At 67.9% G+C, this 19326-nt stretch carries 20 protein-coding genes and 1 pseudogene; 14 read left to right on the top strand and 7 right to left on the bottom strand.

Going from position 1 to position 19326, the window contains the following annotated elements; genetic code table 11:
- Positions 1-12: 12 nt before the first annotated feature.
- Positions 13-657 (bottom strand): class I SAM-dependent methyltransferase, encoded by a 645-nt coding sequence (locus TX79_RS04005; protein WP_049925860.1) that lies wholly within the window; start codon positions 655-657, stop codon positions 13-15.
- A gap of 278 nt (positions 658-935) precedes the next feature.
- Between TX79_RS04005 and TX79_RS04000 the strand changes: the two genes are divergently transcribed.
- From TX79_RS04000 to TX79_RS03960, 9 genes are read left to right on the top strand one after another with little or no spacing between them, the layout of a single operon-like run.
- Positions 936-1970, top strand: a complete 1035-nt coding sequence (locus TX79_RS04000; RefSeq protein ID WP_049925859.1) for a monovalent cation/H+ antiporter subunit E — start codon at positions 936-938, stop codon at positions 1968-1970.
- Positions 1971-2026: 56 nt separating this feature from the next.
- A complete protein-coding gene (locus tag TX79_RS03995) occupies positions 2027-2251 on the top strand; it encodes a cation:proton antiporter (protein ID WP_394324997.1) in 225 nt (74 codons plus the stop codon).
- Positions 2248-2670 carry a monovalent cation/H(+) antiporter subunit G gene (gene mnhG / locus TX79_RS03990; RefSeq protein WP_049925858.1) on the top strand — a complete coding sequence of 141 codons (423 nt, stop codon included), beginning with the start codon at positions 2248-2250 and terminating at the stop codon, positions 2668-2670. Before TX79_RS03995 ends, mnhG begins: the two co-directional genes overlap by 4 nt.
- Positions 2667-3206, top strand: coding sequence for a DUF4040 domain-containing protein (locus TX79_RS03985; RefSeq protein WP_049925857.1), 540 nt, complete (start codon positions 2667-2669; stop codon positions 3204-3206). Before mnhG ends, TX79_RS03985 begins: the two co-directional genes overlap by 4 nt.
- Positions 3206-3745 (top strand): MnhB domain-containing protein, encoded by a 540-nt coding sequence (locus TX79_RS03980; RefSeq protein ID WP_049925856.1) that lies wholly within the window; start codon positions 3206-3208, stop codon positions 3743-3745. The genes TX79_RS03985 and TX79_RS03980 overlap by 1 nt, the downstream gene beginning before the upstream one ends.
- Positions 3738-4094, top strand: a complete 357-nt coding sequence (locus TX79_RS03975) for a cation:proton antiporter subunit C (protein WP_049925855.1) — start codon at positions 3738-3740, stop codon at positions 4092-4094. The genes TX79_RS03980 and TX79_RS03975 overlap by 8 nt, the downstream gene beginning before the upstream one ends.
- The gene (locus TX79_RS03970; protein ID WP_049925854.1) at positions 4087-5673 is read left to right on the top strand and encodes a proton-conducting transporter transmembrane domain-containing protein; all 1587 of its coding nucleotides are present in this window, start codon (positions 4087-4089) and stop codon (positions 5671-5673) included. The genes TX79_RS03975 and TX79_RS03970 overlap by 8 nt, the downstream gene beginning before the upstream one ends.
- Positions 5673-7646: a proton-conducting transporter transmembrane domain-containing protein gene (locus TX79_RS03965; protein ID WP_049925853.1), complete on the top strand. Its 1974-nt coding sequence runs from the start codon at positions 5673-5675 to the stop codon at positions 7644-7646. The genes TX79_RS03970 and TX79_RS03965 overlap by 1 nt, the downstream gene beginning before the upstream one ends.
- Positions 7643-9499, top strand: coding sequence for a Na(+)/H(+) antiporter subunit D (locus tag TX79_RS03960; protein ID WP_049925852.1), 1857 nt, complete (start codon positions 7643-7645; stop codon positions 9497-9499). The genes TX79_RS03965 and TX79_RS03960 overlap by 4 nt, the downstream gene beginning before the upstream one ends.
- A gap of 68 nt (positions 9500-9567) precedes the next feature.
- Here the strand turns inward: TX79_RS03960 and TX79_RS03955 are convergent, their stop codons facing one another.
- Positions 9568-10713, bottom strand: a complete 1146-nt coding sequence (locus TX79_RS03955; protein ID WP_049925851.1) for a tyrosine-type recombinase/integrase — start codon at positions 10711-10713, stop codon at positions 9568-9570.
- Positions 10714-11227: 514 nt separating this feature from the next.
- On the opposite strand from TX79_RS03955, the gene dinB reads away from it, so the two are divergent.
- Together dinB and TX79_RS20075 are read left to right on the top strand one after the other, a co-directional pair.
- Positions 11228-12502 carry a DNA polymerase IV gene (gene dinB, locus TX79_RS03950; protein ID WP_049925850.1) on the top strand — a complete coding sequence of 425 codons (1275 nt, stop codon included), beginning with the start codon at positions 11228-11230 and terminating at the stop codon, positions 12500-12502.
- A 147-nt stretch (positions 12503-12649) separates the two neighbouring features.
- Positions 12650-12784, top strand: a pseudogene (locus TX79_RS20075) (DnaJ domain-containing protein); the annotation flags it as partial.
- A gap of 77 nt (positions 12785-12861) precedes the next feature.
- Here the strand turns inward: TX79_RS20075 and TX79_RS19825 are convergent.
- Entirely contained in the window at positions 12862-13719 is an 858-nt protein-coding gene (locus TX79_RS19825; protein ID WP_049925848.1) for a hypothetical protein, read from the bottom strand.
- Between the two features lie 94 nt (positions 13720-13813).
- On the opposite strand from TX79_RS19825, the gene TX79_RS19820 reads away from it, so the two are divergent.
- A complete protein-coding gene (locus TX79_RS19820) occupies positions 13814-14446 on the top strand; it encodes a molecular chaperone DnaJ (RefSeq protein ID WP_230198538.1) in 633 nt (210 codons plus the stop codon).
- Positions 14447-14461: 15 nt separating this feature from the next.
- Here TX79_RS19820 and TX79_RS03930 read toward each other — a convergent pair whose 3' ends face one another.
- The 3 genes from TX79_RS03930 to TX79_RS03920 form a co-directional block, all read right to left on the bottom strand.
- Entirely contained in the window at positions 14462-15091 is a 630-nt protein-coding gene (locus TX79_RS03930; protein ID WP_049925847.1) for a uracil-DNA glycosylase family protein, read from the bottom strand.
- Between the two features lie 57 nt (positions 15092-15148).
- Complete coding sequence (locus TX79_RS03925; RefSeq protein WP_049925846.1) at positions 15149-15850, bottom strand: helix-turn-helix domain-containing protein; 702 nt, start codon at positions 15848-15850, stop codon at positions 15149-15151.
- Positions 15851-16066: 216 nt separating this feature from the next.
- Positions 16067-16459 carry a CopG family ribbon-helix-helix protein gene (locus TX79_RS03920; protein ID WP_049925845.1) on the bottom strand — a complete coding sequence of 131 codons (393 nt, stop codon included), beginning with the start codon at positions 16457-16459 and terminating at the stop codon, positions 16067-16069.
- A 104-nt stretch (positions 16460-16563) separates the two neighbouring features.
- Between TX79_RS03920 and TX79_RS03915 the strand changes: the two genes are divergently transcribed.
- Positions 16564-17055 carry a metal-dependent hydrolase gene (locus TX79_RS03915; protein ID WP_049925844.1) on the top strand — a complete coding sequence of 164 codons (492 nt, stop codon included), beginning with the start codon at positions 16564-16566 and terminating at the stop codon, positions 17053-17055.
- 40 nt (positions 17056-17095) lie between these two features.
- Here TX79_RS03915 and TX79_RS03910 read toward each other — a convergent pair whose 3' ends face one another.
- Positions 17096-17977, bottom strand: a complete 882-nt coding sequence (locus tag TX79_RS03910; RefSeq protein WP_049925843.1) for a cytochrome oxidase assembly protein — start codon at positions 17975-17977, stop codon at positions 17096-17098.
- Between the two features lie 212 nt (positions 17978-18189).
- Here TX79_RS03910 and TX79_RS03905 point away from each other — a divergent pair, with 212 nt between their 5' ends.
- Positions 18190-19302, top strand: a complete 1113-nt coding sequence (locus tag TX79_RS03905) for a M24 family metallopeptidase (protein ID WP_049925842.1) — start codon at positions 18190-18192, stop codon at positions 19300-19302.
- Positions 19303-19326 lie beyond the last annotated feature (24 nt).

Raw genomic sequence — 19326 nt, 5'->3', positions numbered from 1 at the left:
GTCGAGCCGGCGTCATCGGTCCGGTCGATCGGCGTCCGTCTCGAGTTCGGCCGCGACGTACACCCACGTCGCCTCGTCGTCGGCGAGTTCGTCGACCGCCTCTCGCTCCCATCGAATCGCGAACCCCTCGTTTCGAAGCGTTTCGCGGGTCGTCTCGAGGCCGGCGACGTGCCAGGCCATCTCAGCGCCGCTGTCGAGCCAGTCGGGATTCGTTCCCTCCCAAGGTGCGCTCCCGTCCGTCAGGAGGACCCGTCCGCCCGGCTCGAGCACGCGGGCGAACTCCGCGATCGCCTCGCGGTGGACGGCCGGCGGTACGTGGATCAGCGAGTGCAACGCGGTCACGGCGTCGGCCCACCCGTCGGGAGCCGGAAGGAACGCCAGATCTCCCTGGGCGAACTCGTGTTCGGGGACGCGTTCGACGGCCCGCCGTAACTGTTCCCGTGAGAGGTCGATGCCGAGACACACCGCGCCGTCGTCCAGCCGCTCGGGAACCCCCGTTCCGGACCCACAGCCGGCGTCGAGCACTCGGGGCGACGCGGGAAGGGACTCGAGAAAGCCGTCGAGAATCTCCCGTTCCCCGTCGCTCGATACGCGTTCGGCGGCGTAGGCCGATGCGACGTCGTCGTACCCCTGCCGGATCCGCTCCCTGTCGACCATACGGGGACCTCGAAAACGAGCGTGTTGATGGTTTCGGTGGCGTGTGTGTCTGTCGCTCCCGAACGATCAGGAGTCCGCCCGCTTCCGGTGCTCGCGACCTCCTCTCACTCGCCGTCGCTCGCCGAACCGCCTCCAAAACCATCATGGTCGATCCGCGAAAACTCGCCGGAAACAGGTTCGATACTGGATAACGAAATCGTTTTCCCACGGCTCGCGCTTACCTCGACTAACGACAAGAGCCATGAGTGCCCAACGACGGTCGGGTGGAGGTGTGAGCCGTGGCGGCTGAACGCGTCCTCGTACCGCTGTCGGAAACGGTAACCGTCAGACAGACGGTTGCCTACGCAGTTCAGTCCGGGCTCGAGGTCGCCGACGCGCTCGAGTGTCATCTCGTCGTCGCACTCCCCTACGACGAGGAGATGCCCGAAGGACGTGCCCAGGCCGAACGGGCCGACGAACTGCTCTCACGGGCGGAAAACTGGGCCGAGGAGGACGCCGGCGACGCCGACGTGACCGTCACACGAACGGCACTCGGTGCCGACGAGTACCTCTTCGGGCCGCGCGATTACGCGGAGACGTTCGCCGGCTACGTCGACGACCACGGGATCGACCGGGTCGTCCTCGATCCGGAGTACCAGCCCGGCGTCACCGCCCAGATGCTCCAACCGCTCGAGCGCGAGCTCGACCGCCTGGGCGTCTCCTACGACGAAGCCCCCGTCGAACGACCGGCCCGCCACGAGCGGCTGGTCACCGGCGGCCAGCGCTTCGATCAACTGTTCGCGACGTTCTGGATCTCCTTTGGCTTCTACCTGCTGTTGGGCGATCCGTTCTACTGGTTCGATCTCGTGACCGGGGTCGCCGTGGCCGGAATCGTCTCGGTGACGCTCGCCCACGTCACGTTCTCGTTCCCGCTCGATCGGCTCCACTCGCCGATCCGGGTCGTTCGATTCGCGTGCTACGTCCCCTACCTGCTCTGGGAGATCGTCAAGGCCAACCTCGCGGTCTCGGCGGTCATTCTTCGGCCGTCGATGCCGATCGAACCGACGCTGACGCGCGTCAACGCCCGCGTTCGCAGCGGGCTGCCGCTGACCGCGCTGGCCAACAGCATCACGCTCACGCCCGGCACGCTGACCGTCCGGGCCAACGACCAGCAGCTACTGGTCCACACGCTGATCCCGTCGGCCCGCGAGGACCTCTTCGACGGCGGTCTCGAGAAGGCGATCCGGTTCGTCTTCTACGGCCGCGAATCGGCCGCGATCCCCTCGCCCCGCGAACGCGACGACGCCGAGATCGTCGGAGGTGACGAGCTGTGATCGAGTCGCTCGCGCTCGAGGACGTGTTCCTCGCCGCCGCGGCGCTGTTCGTCGTGATGGCGATCGCGATGTTCTACCGCGCCGTGGCTGGACCGACCACCCAGGACCGGCTGCTCGCGGTCAACGTGCTCGGGACGAACACGGTCGTCATCCTCGCGCTGCTGGCGGCGGGTCTCGACCAGGCGTGGTTCCTCGACGTGGCGCTGATCTACGCCCTGTTGAACTTCCTGATGTCGATCGCCATCTCGAAGTTCACCGTCGATCGGGGTGGTGTGCTGTGATCGATCCCGTTCCGCTGCAGGCGTCGCTCGAGACGCTGCGGTTCTGGACCATCGTCGTCCTGCTGGGGCTGGGCGTGTTCTTCACGTTCGTCTCGACGGTCGGCGTGCTCCGCCTGCCGGACATCTACTCGCGCGCTCACACCGCCTCCCAGACGGACACGCTCGGGGCGGGCTTTGCCCTCGCAGCCGTCGCCGTCGCCTTCGGCTGGCAGCACGCGGCGGTCTACACCGTCTTGCTGCTGTTTTTCATCTTCATCACGAACCCGACCGCAGCCCACGCGATCGCCCGCTCCGCGGCCGAAACGGGCGTCGAGCCGTTGCTCGCCGAGGAGGGAACCGACGCCGACGACTCCGAGGCCGACCCGAACGCCACGACTGACGGCGGTACCGCCGGGATCGACGGAGGTGAGTCCCGATGAGCGCGTTCGCGTACGCCCTCGCCGTCTTCATCCTCGTTACTGCCGTCGCGACGGCGCTGTTCCGGGACGTGTTGTCGGCGATCATCGTCTTCGGTGCCTACAGCCTCGGGATGGCGATCCTCTATACGTTCCTGCTGGCTCCCGACGTCGCGATGACCGAGGCCGCCATCGGGGCCGGCGTGACGACGATCCTGCTGTTGCTGACCATCGCGCGGACGACCCGGCCGTCGACCGATCGGCTGTTAGAGCGGATCCACCTGCCGGCCGTCGTCGCGGTCGGGGCGCTCGTGCTCGTCATCTGTACCACCGTGTTGCCGGAGATGTACGACCTCGGCAGTCAGAGCGCCCCCATCTGGGCGGACGGACAGGCGACCCAGCACTACGTGGAGCGGACCTACGAGGAGACCCACGTCCACAACGCCGTCTCCGCGGTGCTGGCCGCCTACCGTGGGTTCGACACCTTCGGCGAGGCGGTCGTCGTCTTCGCCGCCGGCATCTCCACGCTGCTGGTCCTGAAACGCGAGGTGTTCGCCTGATGTCGGACGCCGATTCCGTCGACGACACCTACACCGAGAGCCAGGTGATCATGACCGCCGTCAAAATCCTCGCCCCGTTTACCTTCACCTACGGCATGTTCCTGATCTTCCACGGTGCCGATACGCCCGGCGGCAGCTTCCAGGGCGGCACCGTCGTCGGGGTCACGATCCTCATGCTCGCGTTCGCCTTCGGGATCGATCCGACCCGACGCTGGCTGCGCAAGGGCGTCCTCGTGGGACTCGCGACCGGCGGCGTCGTCATCTTCGCCGGCGTCGGCCTCGCGATGATGGCGCTTGGCGGCAACTTCCTCGAGTTCGACCGCATCTACGACGTCTTCGGCGAGAAACAGAAGTGGGGCCTCGAGGCGATCGAGATCGGTGGCGTCTCGCTGATCGTCTCGAGCGTCATCATCACGCTGTTTTTCGCGATGGCTGCGGGCTTTTCCCCGCAGGACCGGAGCGGTACCGGCGGGCTCGAGCAGACGGAGTCGCCCGCCGACTCGACGAGCGCTGACGCGGAGGTGAGCGACGATGATTGAACTGCTCGCGAGCAAGTACACCTACGCCCTGCTGTTCGTGTTGCTCGGTATCGGGATCTACATGATGATCGCCAACGAGAACCTCGTGAAGAAGCTGATCGGCGTCAACCTCTTCCAGACGGCGATCTTCCTGTTTTTCATCTCGACGGCCTACGTCGAGGGCGGGGCCGCGCCCATCGTTCCGGCCGAGGGCGACGTCGCGAGCCCCCTACCACAGGTCATCGTCCTGACCGCCATCGTCGTCGGCATCGCGCTGACGGCAGTGGGGCTGGCGCTGATCATCCGCATCTACTCGGAGTACGGAACGCTCCGGGAGGATACCCTCAGGGAGGTGCGTGCCGATGAGTAGCGACCTCCTCCTGCCCCTGCTGATCGTCGCGCCGATCGTCGCCGCGGCGCTGCCCGTCGCGTTCGGCCTGTGGACCGATCGGACGGGGTGGCCGATCGCCGTCCTCACGACGCTCGGGCTGTTCGCCGGGGCCGTCACCGTCGCGAGGGACGTCTACGCCGGTATCGACGTGCGACACGAACTCGGCGGCTACGACCGGACCTACGGCATCGAACTCGTCGCCGACGAGTTCTCGACGCTGATCGTCCTGCTCGTGACCGGCGTCGCCCTCGCCGTCCTCGCGTACACGCGTCGCGGCGGTCCGCGCGGGAACACGTTCTACAGCGGCTATCTGCTGCTGACCGGCGGACTGCTGGGCATCTCGCTGACCGGCGACGTGTTCAACCTGTTCGTCTTCCTCGAGATCTCGAGCCTGGCGACGTACGCGCTGATCGCCAGCGGCGACGGACCGGAGGCGGCGGTGGCCGCGCTGAAGTACCTGATCCTCGGCACCGTCGCCGCGTCGATGTACCTCATCGGCGTCGCGTTCGTCTTCATGGCGACGGGGACGCTCAACATGGCCGTCCTCGCCGAGACGATTCCGACGGTCGAGCGACCGACGCTGCTTCACGCCGGACTGGCGTTCATGATCGTCGGCTTCGCGACCAAGGTCGCCCAGTGGCCGCTGCACGTCTGGCAGCCCGACGCCTACAACCGGGCACCCGACGGCGTCACGCCGCTGATCGCCGCGCTGGTCTCGACCGCCTCGGCCTACGCGTTCGGCCGCGTGTTGTTCACGGTCTTCGGGGTCGACTACCTCGCGTCGATTCCGTACGCCGCCGAGATCATCGTGACCGTCGGCTGTCTCAGCGTACTCGCGGGAACGACGCTCGCGGTCGTCCAGCGCGAGGTCAAGCGCATGTTCGCCTACTCGTCGGTCTCGCAGTTCGGCCTCGTCGTGGCCGCCTACGGCGTCGCCATCTCCGGAGCCACGGAGCGGGCCCTGACCGGGGCCGCGATCCACCTCGTCGGCCACGGCGTGATGAAGGCCGGACTCTTCCTCGCCGCGGGCGTGATCGCCGTCAGCTACGGCGCTCGCACCGTCGACGAGTACGCCGGGCTGGCGGACGACCGCCCGGTCGTCGCCGCGGCTCTCGCGGTCCTGTTGATCTCGCTCATCGGCATTCCGCCGTCGGTCGGCTTCGTCGGCAAGTGGTACATCGCCATCGGTGCCGTCGAAGCCCAGCTCTGGCCCGTCGCGGCCGTGATCTTCCTCAGTACGATGCTTACCCTCGCCTACGCCGCTCGACTCCTCGAGAAGATGTACTTCACGCCGGCCACGCCGGCCGAATCGACCCCGACCGCGGCCCACGGCACGGTCGCGACCGACGGCGGGGCCGACGACGAACCCGACGACGTCGACAACGCGCTTGCCGGCGCGTTCGATCCGACTGAGCGCGGCCGTGGCTCGCCCGACGCGGTCTCGGCCGGGATGCTCGCGGTCGCCGTCCTCGCCGCGATCACCGTCGTCGTCCTCGGCTTCGGGGGCGGCGTGTTCGCCGAGCTACTCGAGCCGTTCGTGACGGAGGTGTTCAACTGATGGTCGAGAGCGTTCGTCCGCTGGCCGCCGTGTTGGTGTCGGCGGTCGCAGTGTTGCTGATCGTCGCGTCGCATCGACGTCCGAACGTCCGCGAGGGCTGGTCGGTGCTGGCCGCACTGACGAAGTTCGGCATCGTCGCCAGCATGGTTCCCGGGGTCATGTCGGGGACGGTCTACGAGTGGAGCCTCCAGGAGTCGCTGGGCGTCGAGTTCATCGCCGGCGTCGACTTCGTCCTGCGGGCCGATCCGCTCGGGACCTTCTTCGCCATGCTGGCGAGTTTCCTCTGGATCTTCACGTCGTTTTACGCAACGGGCTACATGCGCGGCCTCTCCGAGCACTCACAGACGCGCTTTTTCGCCGCGTTCGCGGCCAGCCTCTCGACCGCGATGGGGATCGCCTTCGCGGGTAACCTGGTGACCATCTTCGTCTTCTACGAGTTGCTGTCGCTGGTGACCTACCCGCTGGTCGCCCACAACGAGGACCACGAGGCCCGCGTCGCCGGCCGGAAGTACCTCGCGTACACGTTCTTCGGCGGCGGGGTCTTCCTGCTGGCCGGCACCGCGATGGTCTACTGGCTGACCAACAGCGCCGCCGGCCAGCCCCATCTGGCGTTCGAGTCCGGCGGCATCGAGATGCTGGCCGAAGCCGCCCAGACCGACCCGGTCTACGCGCAGGCCGCCTTCTTCCTGCTGATCGCGGGCTTCGGCGTCAAGGCGGCGGTGATGCCGCTCCACTCGTGGCTCGCGGACGCGATGGTCGCGCCGACGCCCGTTTCCGGGCTGCTCCACGCGGTCGCGGTCGTCAAGTCCGGCGCGTTCGGCGTCGCCAGGGTCATCCTCGACGTCTACGGCCCGGGCCTCATCCACGACCTCCCGCTGTCGGTGCCCGGCATCGGCGAGGTGGGGCTGAACGTCCCGGTCGCCATCCTCGCGGCCTTCACGCTGACCGCCGCGAGCATCATCGCGATGCGCAAGGATCACCTCAAGCGACGGCTCGCGTACTCGACGACGGCCCAGCTATCCTACATCGTCCTGGGGCTGTCGCTGCTCCATCCCTACGCGATCCTCGGGGCACTGTTCCACATCCCTGCCCACGCGTTCGCGAAACTCACCCTGTTCTTCTGTGCCGGGGCGATCCACGTCGAGACCCACACCGACTACGTCAGCGAGATGGCCGGCATCGGCAAGCGGATGCCCCTGACCATGTCGGCGTTCACGATCGGTGCCGCGGGGATGGCCGGCATGCCGCTGATCGCCGGCTTCGTCAGCAAGTTCTACATGCTGCTCGGCTCGGGCTACGTCGGCGGCGGCTACTGGCTCTTCGCCGCCGCGTTGCTCATCTCGGGCGTGCTCAACATCGCGTACTTCTGGCCGGTCGTCTACACCGCCTTCTTCGAGAGCGAGGACCGCCACGACGCCAAACCCGTCCTCGAGTTCCCCCGCGGCGGCGTCTTCGAGTCCTACTTCGGGGACGCCGACCACGTCGCGACCGACGGCGGGGAGCCCCGGTCCGACGGCGATTCGGAGGCGGCGAACGCCGACTCGGCCGACCCCGAGTCGGGCGACGAGACTGCGGCGGCCGACGCCCACTCGAGCGAGGAGACCGCCGAGGACGAGGAGTACGAGTACGCCGTCGACAAGTACCCGAGCGACCACACGGTCCCCGAGGAGACCGACACCGGCGGCGAACGCGTCGGCACGGTCGATCACCACGGCGACCACGAGGACCACCTCACCGGCGGCCCGCCGGCCGCGGGCTGGGAGCGTCGCTCCCCGTTCGCCGAGAGCACGTGGCTCATGCTCGCGCCGATCGCCGTCATCGCCACCGGCGCGGTCGTCCTCGGGATCGTTCCCGACACCGCCGTCTTCCTCGAGCTAGCGACGACCATCGTCGAGGGCGTCTTCGGCGTCGACTCCTTCGGTGAACTGACCGGCGCGTCGCTGGCCGAGGTCCTGGAGGTGATCGACGGATGATCGAGTCCGAACTGTTGACGGTCGCGTACCCGCCGCTGCTGGTGTTCGCGGCCGCGTTGCTCGTGCTCGTCCTTCCACGGATCGCCGGCTACGCCATCGGCGCGCTCTCGCTGGCGGCCGTGCTGGGCATCTCCATGCTCGCCCCCGAGGGCCAGCACCTGGCGATGGAGTCGTTCCTCGGGCACTTCGAGGTCGTGCCGTTCTACGTCGACGACTTCTCCCGACTGCTCGGCATCGGGCTGGGCTTTTTGGGGGTCTGTGCCGTCCTCTACGCCTACTCGAGCGATGCCAGCCGCGCGATGACGGCCATCGCGCTGTCGTACGTCGGCTCGTCGGTCGGGGCGGTCTTCGCCGGCGACTGGCTCGTGCTGGTGTTCATGTGGGAACTGATGGCGCTGACGAGCACCGTCCTGGTCTGGCACTACGGCGGCGACGCCGTTCGCGCGGGCTTCCGCTACGCCCTGCTGCACGGCACCGGCGGCGTGATCGTCCTCTTCGCGGTCGCGGCCCACTACGTCGAGGCTGGCACCTTCGTCTACGGCCCGGGCGGCATCGCCAACGGACTCCCCGCGTTGCTGGCGGTCGTCGGGATGGGCGTCAACGTCGGCTTCATCGGCCTCCACGTCTGGCTCCCCGACACCTACCCGCGGCCACACTTCGCAGCGTCGGTGTTCCTCTCGGTCTACACGACGAAGACGAGCGCCTTTGTCCTCTACCGGGCGTTCCCCGTCGACGCCGGCAGCGATCTCGCCATCTACATCGCGTACATGGGTGGCCTGATGTCGGTCTACGGCGCGACGTTCGCCTTGCTCCAGCACGACATGCGGGCGCTGCTCTCCTACCACATCCAGGCCCAGATCGGCTACGTGGTCGCCGGGATCGGGATCGCCGCGGCGGCGGCCTCCGAACTCGCGGCCGCCGGCGCGATGGCGCACACGTTCAACAACGTGCTGTTCAAGAGCCTGCTGTTCATGGCCGTCGGCGTCGTCATCTTCCGCACCGGCGAGGAGGACCTCTACAAACTGGGCGGCCTCTGGCGCGAGATGCCCCTGACTGCCGTCGCCTTCGGCCTCGGCGCGCTCTCGATCACCGCGATTCCGGGCTTCAACGGCTACGTCAGCAAGGGGATGATCTTCGACGCCGCCGACCCCCACTACTACGGGGTCGAGGAGTTCCAGGTCCTGTACTACCTGCTCTGGCTCGGCGCGATCGGCACGCTCCTCTCGTTCATCAAACTCGGCTACTACGTCTTCTTCCACGGCGAGAGCGATATCGAAGTCGCGGACGCCAAACCCGGCCAGACCGTCGCGATGCTCGGCCTCGGCGGTGCCTGTCTCCTGTTCGGCGTCTGGTGGCAGGGGCTGGCCGACCTCGCGCCGCTGGCCGAGGTCCACGACGGCGTGATCGAGACCATCTATCCCGGCGGCGAGACGCACCTCTTCCCCTACAGCTTCAGTCACCTCGAGACGGCGGCCATCCTCACCGGCGTCGCGGCCGTCACCTTCGTCGTCGTCCGCAAGCCGCTGTCGAAACTCGACCTGCCGGATCCGGCGACGGTCCTCTACCCGGCCGGCTACTACGTCGGCCGCTGGTCGATGCTCGCGACGACCGAACTGTACGCCGCGGTCGACCGGATCGTCGTCGGCCTCGTCAAACGGTGCTACTGGGTCGGCGACAACCCCGTGCTGGCCGTCGACGCGGCCGCGCGACGGCTGCCGGTGGTCGACGTCGAGGATCGACGGCCGGCCGACGGTGGCCGTCCCTCGACGATCCACCTCCGGACGAGTATCGGAACCGCGATCCTCCTGTTGACGATCGTTCTCACGGTCGTCCTCTGGTTGCTGGTCGGCTGAGCGACGGCTGCTCGCTTCGTTCGCTCGAGTGCGCGCCGGAACCGAAAAACCGCGTCGCCGTCCCGTCCTCACTCGACCTCGTTTCTCGGCCGATTCCCGTCGGAACCCTCCTCCGGCGGGACCGGCTCGAGGTCGACCTCGAGCGGCGGGACGCGTTCGGGAACGGCGATGGTCCCCTCGCCGACCGAGGCGCGGAGCGCGGGGGTCGAGGGCGTCGCGTCCCGTCGCTCGCGCTCGAGGCCGCTGCCGGCACCGACGTCCCGCGGCGTCAACGCGTCGACGTCGACGCCCGCGTCCGAACAGAGCCGTCGGAGGACCGACCGCGCGCCTTCCGTCGTGATCGCCGGCGGCGCGATCGAGCGCTTCCGGGCGAGTTCGATCGCGGTCGTCCCCTCGAGCAGGCGTTCGATCTCCGCCTCGTCGTGACCGCGCTCGTCCAGCACCGAGCGGACGTGGCTCGCGATGGAGGGGGCGTGGCGGGTCGGGAACAGCGGCCACTCGTTCGTCGGCGGATCGAGGACCACCCGGTACCGCCGCAGCGCCGTTCGAGCGGGTCCGCGAAGGGGGGCCTCCTCGAGGCGCTGGGAGCGACCGAGGACGCGGATCGTCCCGTCGTAGAAGTCGACGTCGTCCCAGGTCGCGCCCGTCCGGCGGTCGTCCTCGGGGACGCGGAACAGTTCCGACCCGCGGGCCCCCGAGTGGGCGAGGACGGCGACAAGCGCGTACTCGCGCAGCCGCGTCAGTCGCTCGTCGCGGTCGTCGTCCGCACTCGTGGCCATCGCTCGTTCGCGCACGTAGGCCTCGAGGCGGCGACGCTCGTCGTCGGGCCAGCGCCGGTCGTCCTCGCCCGATTCGGGGCTCGGAACCGCCGCCATCGCCTCGTCGGCGGCGGCCGGATTCGTCGGGATGAGGCCGCCGCTTACGCACCAGGAGCAAAACGCGCGGACGACCGCGTAGTAGGTGCTCGCGCTCGAGGCGGTGTACTCGCCGCGGTCGGTCCGGTCGCGGAGTTCCACCGCGTAGGCGCGCATGTGTTCGGCCTCGAGCGCGTCGATGGCGGTCACGCCGTGGCTGCGCTCGAGCCAGGTCGCGAACCGCCGGAGGATCGATTCGGCGTTCGACGCGTATGCGCCGGCACCCGAGCCGTCGGGATCGGCGACGGCCTTGCGCTCGAGGTAGACGTCGATGGCGTCGTCGATCGCGACGTCGGTCACGCCGCGCTCACCCCGTTCGGTGGCCGCGTCGCGACGGTGGAGGGCGGTGCGGCGACGACGGTCGACATGAGTTCGTCTCGAACTCCGAGGCCCGAATAAATCTGTGTTTCGGTCGCTGTGATCGGTCTGAAGTGTCAAACGGCGTGCTTGTGGAGAGTGGGATGAACTGAAGCGTCCTGCTGTTTGTGGAGAGTGGGATGAACTGAAGCGTCCTGCTATTGGTGAAGAGGACGGTGAACTGAAGCGTCCTGCTATCGTGGACATGAGGAGTTGCCACGCCCTCCCCAGCCGATTCACTCGCTCCCGTCGGTCGCTCGTTCATCCCTCGCGCGGCTTCGTCGACCGCCCTCGTTATCACTCGGGCGATCAACAGCGCGCGCCACCGCAGTACCTCGACCGAACAGCGTTCCCGCTTACTGATCAGTCGAACCGTCGTACCGAACTCTACGAACGATTCGACGCTCCCATCGGACGCAACGTTGACGGTCGTTCGGACGAACCGATCAGTAGACGAATGTCCGACGGGCCGCGGTTGCCGGGCGTCGAGACGGACGACGAGGACGAGGAGCGGATCGTCTGTCACGTCGACGCCGACTGCTTCTACGCCTCCTGCGAACGGCTGCGCGAGCCAAAACTGCGGGGCGAACCCGTCGTCGTCGGCATGGGCTACGAACCCGGCGAGACCGTCGGCGCTGTCGCGACGGCCAGCTACGAGGCCCGCGAGTTCGGCGTCGAGAGCGCGCAGGCGATTTCGACCGCCCTCGAGCGTTTGCCCCGCCGCGCGGCCCTGGACCCGGACGCCGACGACTACGATCCGGACCTCTCCCGCGAGGAGACCGGCTTCTACCGGCCCGTCGACATGGATTACTACGAGTCGATCGCGGGCGAGGTCCGGGAGATCCTCCACGACTGCGCCGACGTCGTCCGCGAGGTGAGCATCGACGAGGCCTACCTCGACGTCACCGAACGAACCGCCTGGGAGGTCGCCGAGGGCTTCGCCCGCCACATCAAGGACCGCATCCGGCGGGAGGTCGGCGTCACTGTCAGCGTCGGTGTCTCGCCGACGATGAGCGCCGCCAAGATCGCCAGCGACTTCGACAAACCCGACGGTCTCACCGTCGTCAAACCCGGCGAGATCCGCGACTTTCTCGCGCCGCTCGAGGTCGACCTGCTGCACGGCGTCGGCCCGGTGACGGCCCGCGAGTTGCGGGAAATGGGCCTCGAGACCGCGGGCGACGTCGCCGCGGCCGATCCGGAGCCACTCGTGGAGCGCTTCGGCGAGCGCGGTCGAGAACTGTACGACCGCGCCCGGGGCGACGACGACCGCCGCGTCGAACCGAAGGGCGAACCCAAGAGCTTCTCGCGGGAGTCGGCCTTCGCGGACCCCGTGTCGGAACCGGAGCCGAAGTACGACCAGATCGAGACCCTCGGGGCGGCGGTCGCCGACCGCGCCCAGCGCGAGGGAGCGCTCTACCGGACCGTCGGCGTGAAGGCCGTCCTGCCGCCGTACGACGTCAACACGCGCGAGCGGTCGCTTCCCGGTCCCGTGGACGACCCCGAACTCGTCGATCGGATCGCGCGCGAGCTGTTCGCGGAGTTCGAGGCCGAACCGGTCCGGAAAGTCGGCGTCCGCGTGGCGAACCTCGAGTTCGCGGCGGCGGACCAGGCCAGCCTCGATAGCTGGGAACCCGCCGACTCGAGCGCTGCGGCGACGACGGACGAGAGCGGGTCCGAGCCAACGACCGAGACTCGCTCGAGCGGACAGTCGTCGCTGACCGACTTCTCGTGATGGCAGGGGTGCGGAACACCGCTTGGGCCGAAACGACTACCCGGCTCGAGTACTCACAGACTGAAGAAGGTCCCGTGGTCCGAACGAAACATCGGAACTATAGGATATCGCTCCTAACTACTGTACAACGATCGGTGTCCCCGTCCCATGACTGACGACTTCTACGACCTTCTCGACGTTTCTCCCGACGCCTCCCAGGACGAGATCAAGGAGGCTTACCGCGAGAAAGTCCGTACCTACCATCCCGACGTCAACGACGACGATCGGGCCCGCGCGCAGTTTACGGCGATCAACAAGGCCAACGAGATCCTCACCGATCCGGTCGAGCGACAGGCCTACGACCGACTCGGTCACGAGGATTACGTCGCCAAACGTACCAGCGGCATTCCCTCCCCCGAGGTGTGGGCCAGCGACGACTCGTCCGACGACTCGAATTCGAGCGGTTCGAGTTCCGGTTCCGGCGGCTCATCGACCGGCAGGTCGACCACCGGAAGCACGTCACAGACGTCCTCCTCCCGGTCGTCCACCTCGAACCGGACGACTTCGTCGACCTCGAGTCGACCGTCCCGTTCGTCGAGTTCGAATCGCTCGTCGAGTTCGTCGAGTTCGAGCCGATCCGGTGGCTCGTCGACGTCGAGTCGAACCGCCGGTTCCTCGACCTCGAACCGAACGTCCAGCGCCTCGTCCTCGAGTCGGACGACCTCGTCGACCTCGAACCGCACCTCGAGCAGTTCCGGATCGAGCCGACGGTCGAGTTCGGGCTCGAGTTCGAGTTCGAGGTCGTCGCGGACGTCACAGTCGTCCGGTCGGCGTACCAGTACCTCCGATTCGAGCGGGACGTCACAGTCGTCCGGATCGAGTCGATCCTCGGGGTCGTCGTCGAGTTCGAGTCGGTCGTCGGAGTCGTCGAACTCGAGTCGATCGTCGAGCGCGTCCAGTTCCTCGGGGTCGTCGAGGACGTCGCGTTCGAGCCGATCGACGGGTTCGACGTCGACCAGTTCCTCGCGCTCGTCCACGAGCGGATCGAGCGACTCGTCCACGTCGTCCTCGCGGCGCTCGTCTACGACGACGAGTTCGGGGACGGCAACGGGCTCGAGCGGCGGATCGGCGACCAGCAGTACCACGGCCCGGACCGCGAGCGCGTCCGGGACCGCTGCGAGCGCGTCGGGTGCTGCGACCGGCACCGACGGCGGGACGGCGACTGGCCACGTCTCCACCGGGACGGGAACCGGACGGACGAACAGTCGGACTCGATCCCGCGAGACGTCGGACTCCCGTCTCGTTCGGTGGTGGCGGCGACGAAACCTCGCTATGCCGCTGTTGTGGCTCTCGCTGGTGACCTATCTCGCCGGCCTCGCGCAGTTCGCCCTCGCGAACGAGTCGGCCGTCGTGGACCTGTTCGACGACCTGCTCGCGGTCGGACCGGCCCCGGAGGCGCTGTGGGAGACCCTTTCGACGGGCCGCCACGGCATCCAGACGTCTGTCGCGTTCGTCGCCGGCGTCGAACCCGTGACGGTTCCGCTCGAGCCGATGCAGTGGTACGCCGCGCTGGGCGGCATCGTCGCGTTCGCGCTGGTCGTCGTCGGTCTCGATCGACTGCTCAGGCGTGAAGAAACCTGGGGACCGATCACGCTCGACGAGACGGTGCTGGTCGCCGCCGCACTGGGGCTCTCGACGGGACTGCTCGGCGGACCGCTCCTGGCCGGTGCGGCGCTGATGCCGTTCCTCTTCGGGGTCGTGGTCCATCACACCCGGCGAGGCTCGGGCTGGACGCCGTCGTACCTCTACGTCGTCCCCGTCCTCGCGCCGGCGGCCGGGCTGGCTGCCGGCGTCGCCGGCGTCTCGTCGTTGCCGATCGATCTGGTCGCGTTCGTCGTGGTGCCGGTGCTGGGCGGGCTCGTGCTGCCCGTTCGGGCCGTCGTCAAGAAGCGGTTCGGTCGGTAGCGATCGGACGCGGGTTCAGCCGACCGTCGTCGCGACGCCTTTCGTCTGCCGGTAGTCCCGTCCGAGGATCGCCTCGAGCCGAGAGACGATGGCGTCGAACTCGCCGTCCGCCCACGCGGCGGGCTCTTCGATCGGGACGACGAGAAAGCCCCGGCCCCGGATCTCGCGGGCGTGCAGCCCGTCCATGTCGAGGTCGAGTTTGTGTCGCTGCGTCGTGTACTCGCGGAGGACGTGATCGGTGGCTCGCTCGCCGACCGGGAGCAGGATGTGGGCGTTGATCGCCCGCAGTTCGGCGTCGAAAAACCGCTCGAGCGTCGCGTAGTCAGCCGCGGTCGGTTCGTGGCCGTCGGGGAGGGCACACATGTGGAGGTAGCTCAGATAGCAGTTCTCGAGGTCAGGCGCGTCCCGCGGGCCGTCCGCGAAGCCGACCGTCCGGAGGACGTCCTGGACCCGTTCGGCCGGGGTTTCGGTGAACGGGACGCCGGTACCTTTCCCGCCGTGGACGCCCGGGTGGTCGCCGATCACGTGAAAGTCGGCGTTGGCGTCACCGTAGCCGAAGACGGCCGTCCGCTCGTCGGCGGCGGTCCGATCGAACGGCGGTCGAAACCCGAACGGATTGCTCGTTCTCTCGGTGACGTTCTTCACGGGCCAGTAAAGGACCGAGTCCCGTAAAACGGTCGCGGTTCGATCGAAACCGTGCAGTCACCGTTCGGACGGCGGAGAGTCGGCCTCGCTGGAGGACTGTTTGGCCACCGTCGGGGAGTCTGTGACCAACGTCGATCCGATGAGCGCGGCGAGGCCCCGGCGCAGTCGTTGCGAGACCGCGGAGTCGGAGATGTCGAGGCGGTCCCCGAGTTCGACGAGGGTCGTCCGCCGGGGGACGTCGAAGTAGCCCGCGTCGTAGGCGGCGAGGACGAGTTCGCGCTGGGCGTTCGTCAGCCCGAACCGGCGGTCCCGATCCGCGCTGACCGCCTGGTGTAATTCGACGAGTTCGACGCGGATGTCGCGGTCCGCACAGTCCGCGTAGAACGCCGAGAGGTCCTCGTCGGAGGGAAAGCGGAGCCGAAACGTCCAGCGGGACGGCGTGCCGACGGCGCTGGTGACGATGGCCTCGTTTCGGCGGATCGCCTCGAGGAGGCCGTTGACCGCGCCAGTCCACTCGACTTTGACGAGGGCGCTGTCGTCGATTTCGTCGACGATCGACGCCGATGCGACGGTCCGGTCGGCCTCGAGGGTGTCGACGACGTCGTCGACGGCGTCAGCGGGGACCCACAGGTACGGGACGATGTGTTCGCTCGTCGGCACCGTCGTCTCGACGGATACCGTGGCGTCTGCGTCCCAGTCGAGCAACGATCCGAGTCTGAACGCGGTGGCCGGCACCGCGACCGTCGCGATGACGCTCATTGGTAAAGCCCGTCGATCGGGTAGCGAGGGCTGGTCCGGTCCGTACGCGGCGCTACTCCCGATGTCCGTGGTCGAACGGTCGGTCCGGCACGACTCATACCGATACAGTATATTCACGTGCAGTTACAAGAATCGCAGGGTTAGATATCGAATCCGTTTAAGTAGGGGTCGACCGATGTCCGCGGGCCAGTCGTCGCCACGACGCCGACTGGTCGGTCACTCCTCGGATCGAAGCAACGTGACGGAAACCCGGCCGACGGCGTCGAAATCCTTCAGTCGGTAGACGAGCGATCGGATCTCGTCGGCGTCGCCGTGACAGAAGACCGCCTCGAGACACCACTGGCCGTGATGGACGTGGCAGGTGGTATCTATCGCGCCCTGGAACCGGTGCTGGATCTCGTGGAGGTCCTCGATGACCTCCTCGTGGACGTAATCGAAGACGACCGTCGCGGCGACGGTGCCGCGGGCCTCCTCGAGTCGGTGGTGGGATTCGACGTACTCCTGGATCGCTTCCCGCAACGCGCGCGATCGGGACTCCAGGCCCTCGGCTTTCCACGTTCGATCGAACTCCGCTAAGGTTTCCTCGGGAACGTTGAGGCTCGTTCGCATACCCACCCGTTCGACCGGTGGGAAAAAAGATCGACGGTCCCGGCGAAGCGTCGCTCGAGGGAGGACCGAACGCATTTGATCGATCGTTCCGTCCATCGACGTAGATGTACCAGTTCGGCCACTACGGGGCCGCGTTATTGCTCTACGCTCCCGTGGGGGCAGCGGTCGCCCTCGGCGGAGCGGAGACGGTTGCGATTCTCGGCGGCGTCGTCTGCGTCTCCCTGTCGACGTTGCCCGACGTGGATCACCGACTCCCGCTGGTCGACCACCGCGGGGTGACACACACCGTCGGCTTCGCGATCCTGGTCGGCGCTGGGGTGGCGGCAGCGACAGCCATCCTCATCGATGCCTCGACGCTCGCCGTCGACGCCGCGATCGTCGGCTTCGCCTTCCTCGTCGGCACCCTTTCGATCGGTTCGCACCTGCTCGCCGACGCGCTCACCCCGATGGGGATCCGCCCGTTCTGGCCGCTCTCCCGCCGGCGGTACACGCTCGAGGTGACGCGAGCGGCGAATCCGATCGCGAACTACGTGCTGTTCGGGCTCGGCCTCGCCGGGACGGCGTTCGCGGCACTGGTCGTCGAATACGCCGGCTAATCGAACCGGAACGAGACCCTGAACTACGACGAACCGAGCGTTACGTCGCGTGTGGGTCGTCGGTTCCCGATCCGACGCGTCGACTCCGGTAGATCGCGACGGCGAAGGTCAGGGCCAGCAACACGGCGAGACCGACGTACAGCCAGTCGAGGGTCGCGCTGTAGGCCATCACGGCCCGGCGTCCGAGGTAGGCGACGACGATCGCTACGCCCGTCGCGCCGTAGATCAGGCCGAGCAGGGTCCGGTCCGGCGTCCGCCAGCGGCCGACCATCGTCGCGACGACGACCGACGCGAGCAGGGAGAGGGTGACGGCGTACTGGAGCAGTTGCACGGTCGGGGTGTAGCTGGTCACGACGCCGAGATCGGTCGGGCTGAGCGCGACGTGCAGCGGCAGCGAGAGGAGGCCGACGCCCAGGGCACCGGTCACGGTCCGTGCGGAAAACGCCGATCGCCAGACCAGCACCGTCGCGACGACGAACGTCGAGAAGATCAGGATTGCCGTCCAGAAGTGCAACGAGAGGATGTCCATCGTGTACTGGGTGACCGTCTCTCGGCCGAGAAGCACCTGGATCGGCGTCAGGACCATCCCGAGGACGACGAGCGAGGCGACCCGGCGATCGACGGAGGGCAACCGCCAGGCGGCGACAGCCGACCCGACGATCGCGAAGCCGGCGAACATCGCTACGAACCGGTGGATCCACTCGTAGAAACTCGGAAGGTTCGCGGGAAACAGATTGTACGGGCCGGCGTCACACTGAGGCCAGTTCGCCTCGCAGGCAAGCCCCGACCCCGTCGCCTTGGCAGCGACGCCGAGCAGAATCGTCGCGGAGACTAACGCGAGTGTCCCCGCCAGCAGGTGGGGAAAGCCGAACCGATCGATGGGCGAGCGAAGCCTCGGACGGGGGTGACTGTCGGTCGACACGGTCGTTCGACGTGGGGTTGGGACTAGCTGTATTTAGGCTTCCCGAGTCGTTCTCGCCTCGTCGGAACCATCAAAACCCTCGATGCGGAGGGGGGTGTTTTATATGCATAGTGTAGGTTAGTTGACTTTTTCCCGCGACCGCTCCCGTCTTTCCGGCGGCCATCCGGAAGCGTCTCCGATACTCTCAAGGCGGACCCCGGCCAGCACCCGGCATGGACAAACGCGAGCGACTCGCACGCGTTCTCGAGGCCCGCGACCTCGATTCGATCTGGCTCGTGCGGCCCAACTCCTTCGCCTGGCTGACCGGTGGCTCGAACGTCGTCGACCGCGAGAACCCCGTCGGCATCGCCGCGGTCGGGTACGACGGCGACGACCTGCGCGTCGTGACGACGAACATCGAACGCGATCGCATCGCGGCCGAAGAACTCCCCGACCTCGAGGCAGACGTCGACGTCGAGGCGTTCCCATGGTACGAGGGCTCCATCGAGGAAGCCATCGCGGACCGGGTCGACGAAGACGAACGCGCGGCCGCGGACGTGGACGTTCCCGGCCTCGAGCAGGTAGATCCCGCGGCGTTCCGCCAACCCCTGACCGAGCGGGACCGCGAGCGCTACCGCCGACTCGGTCGGGAGACGGCGGTCGCCGTCGAGTCGGTCTGTCGGGAACTCAAACCCGGCGACACGGAACACGAGGTCGCCTCGGCGCTGCGGGTCGCCCTCTCGGCGCAGAACATCGAGACCCCCGTCGTCCTCGTTGGCGGGGCCGAACGCGCCCAGCAGTACCGCCACTACACGCCACGGGAGACCGAACTCGGCGACTACGCCCTCGTCTCGGTGACGACCGAACGCGCAGGCTTGCACGCCAGTTGTACCCGAACCGTCGCGTTCGACCCGCCGTCCTGGCTCGAGACGCGCCACGAAGCCGCCGCCCGCGTCGAGACGACGGCCCTCGCGGCGACGCGGGCGGCCGCTCGCGATCCGGAGGGTGGCACTGCTGGTGACGTCTTCGCGCGCATGCAGGCGGCCTACGAGGCGATCGGTCACGAAGACGAGTGGAAGCGCCACCATCAGGGCGGTGCGGCCGGCTTCGCCGGCCGGGAGTGGATCGCCACGCCCGACGGCGACGCGCCCGTCGAGACGCCGATGGCCTACGCGTGGAACCCGACGGTCGCGGGTGCGAAAAGCGAGGATACCGTGCTGGTCACCGACGACGATTGGGAGGTCCTGACGACGACCGACGACTGGCCGACGACCCGCGTCTCGGCGATCGAGGCCGACCTCGAACTCGAGCGACCCGCGGTGCTCGAACTCGAGGACGACCGTTGACACATTGGGGACGACCGCTGACGC

The sequence above is a fragment of the Halopiger goleimassiliensis genome, from assembly GCF_000455345.1.
Lineage (GTDB): Archaea > Halobacteriota > Halobacteria > Halobacteriales > Natrialbaceae > Halopiger_A > Halopiger_A goleimassiliensis.
The sequence above is the reverse complement of the archived record's forward strand: the minus strand, read 5'-3'. Positions and strand labels throughout refer to the sequence as shown.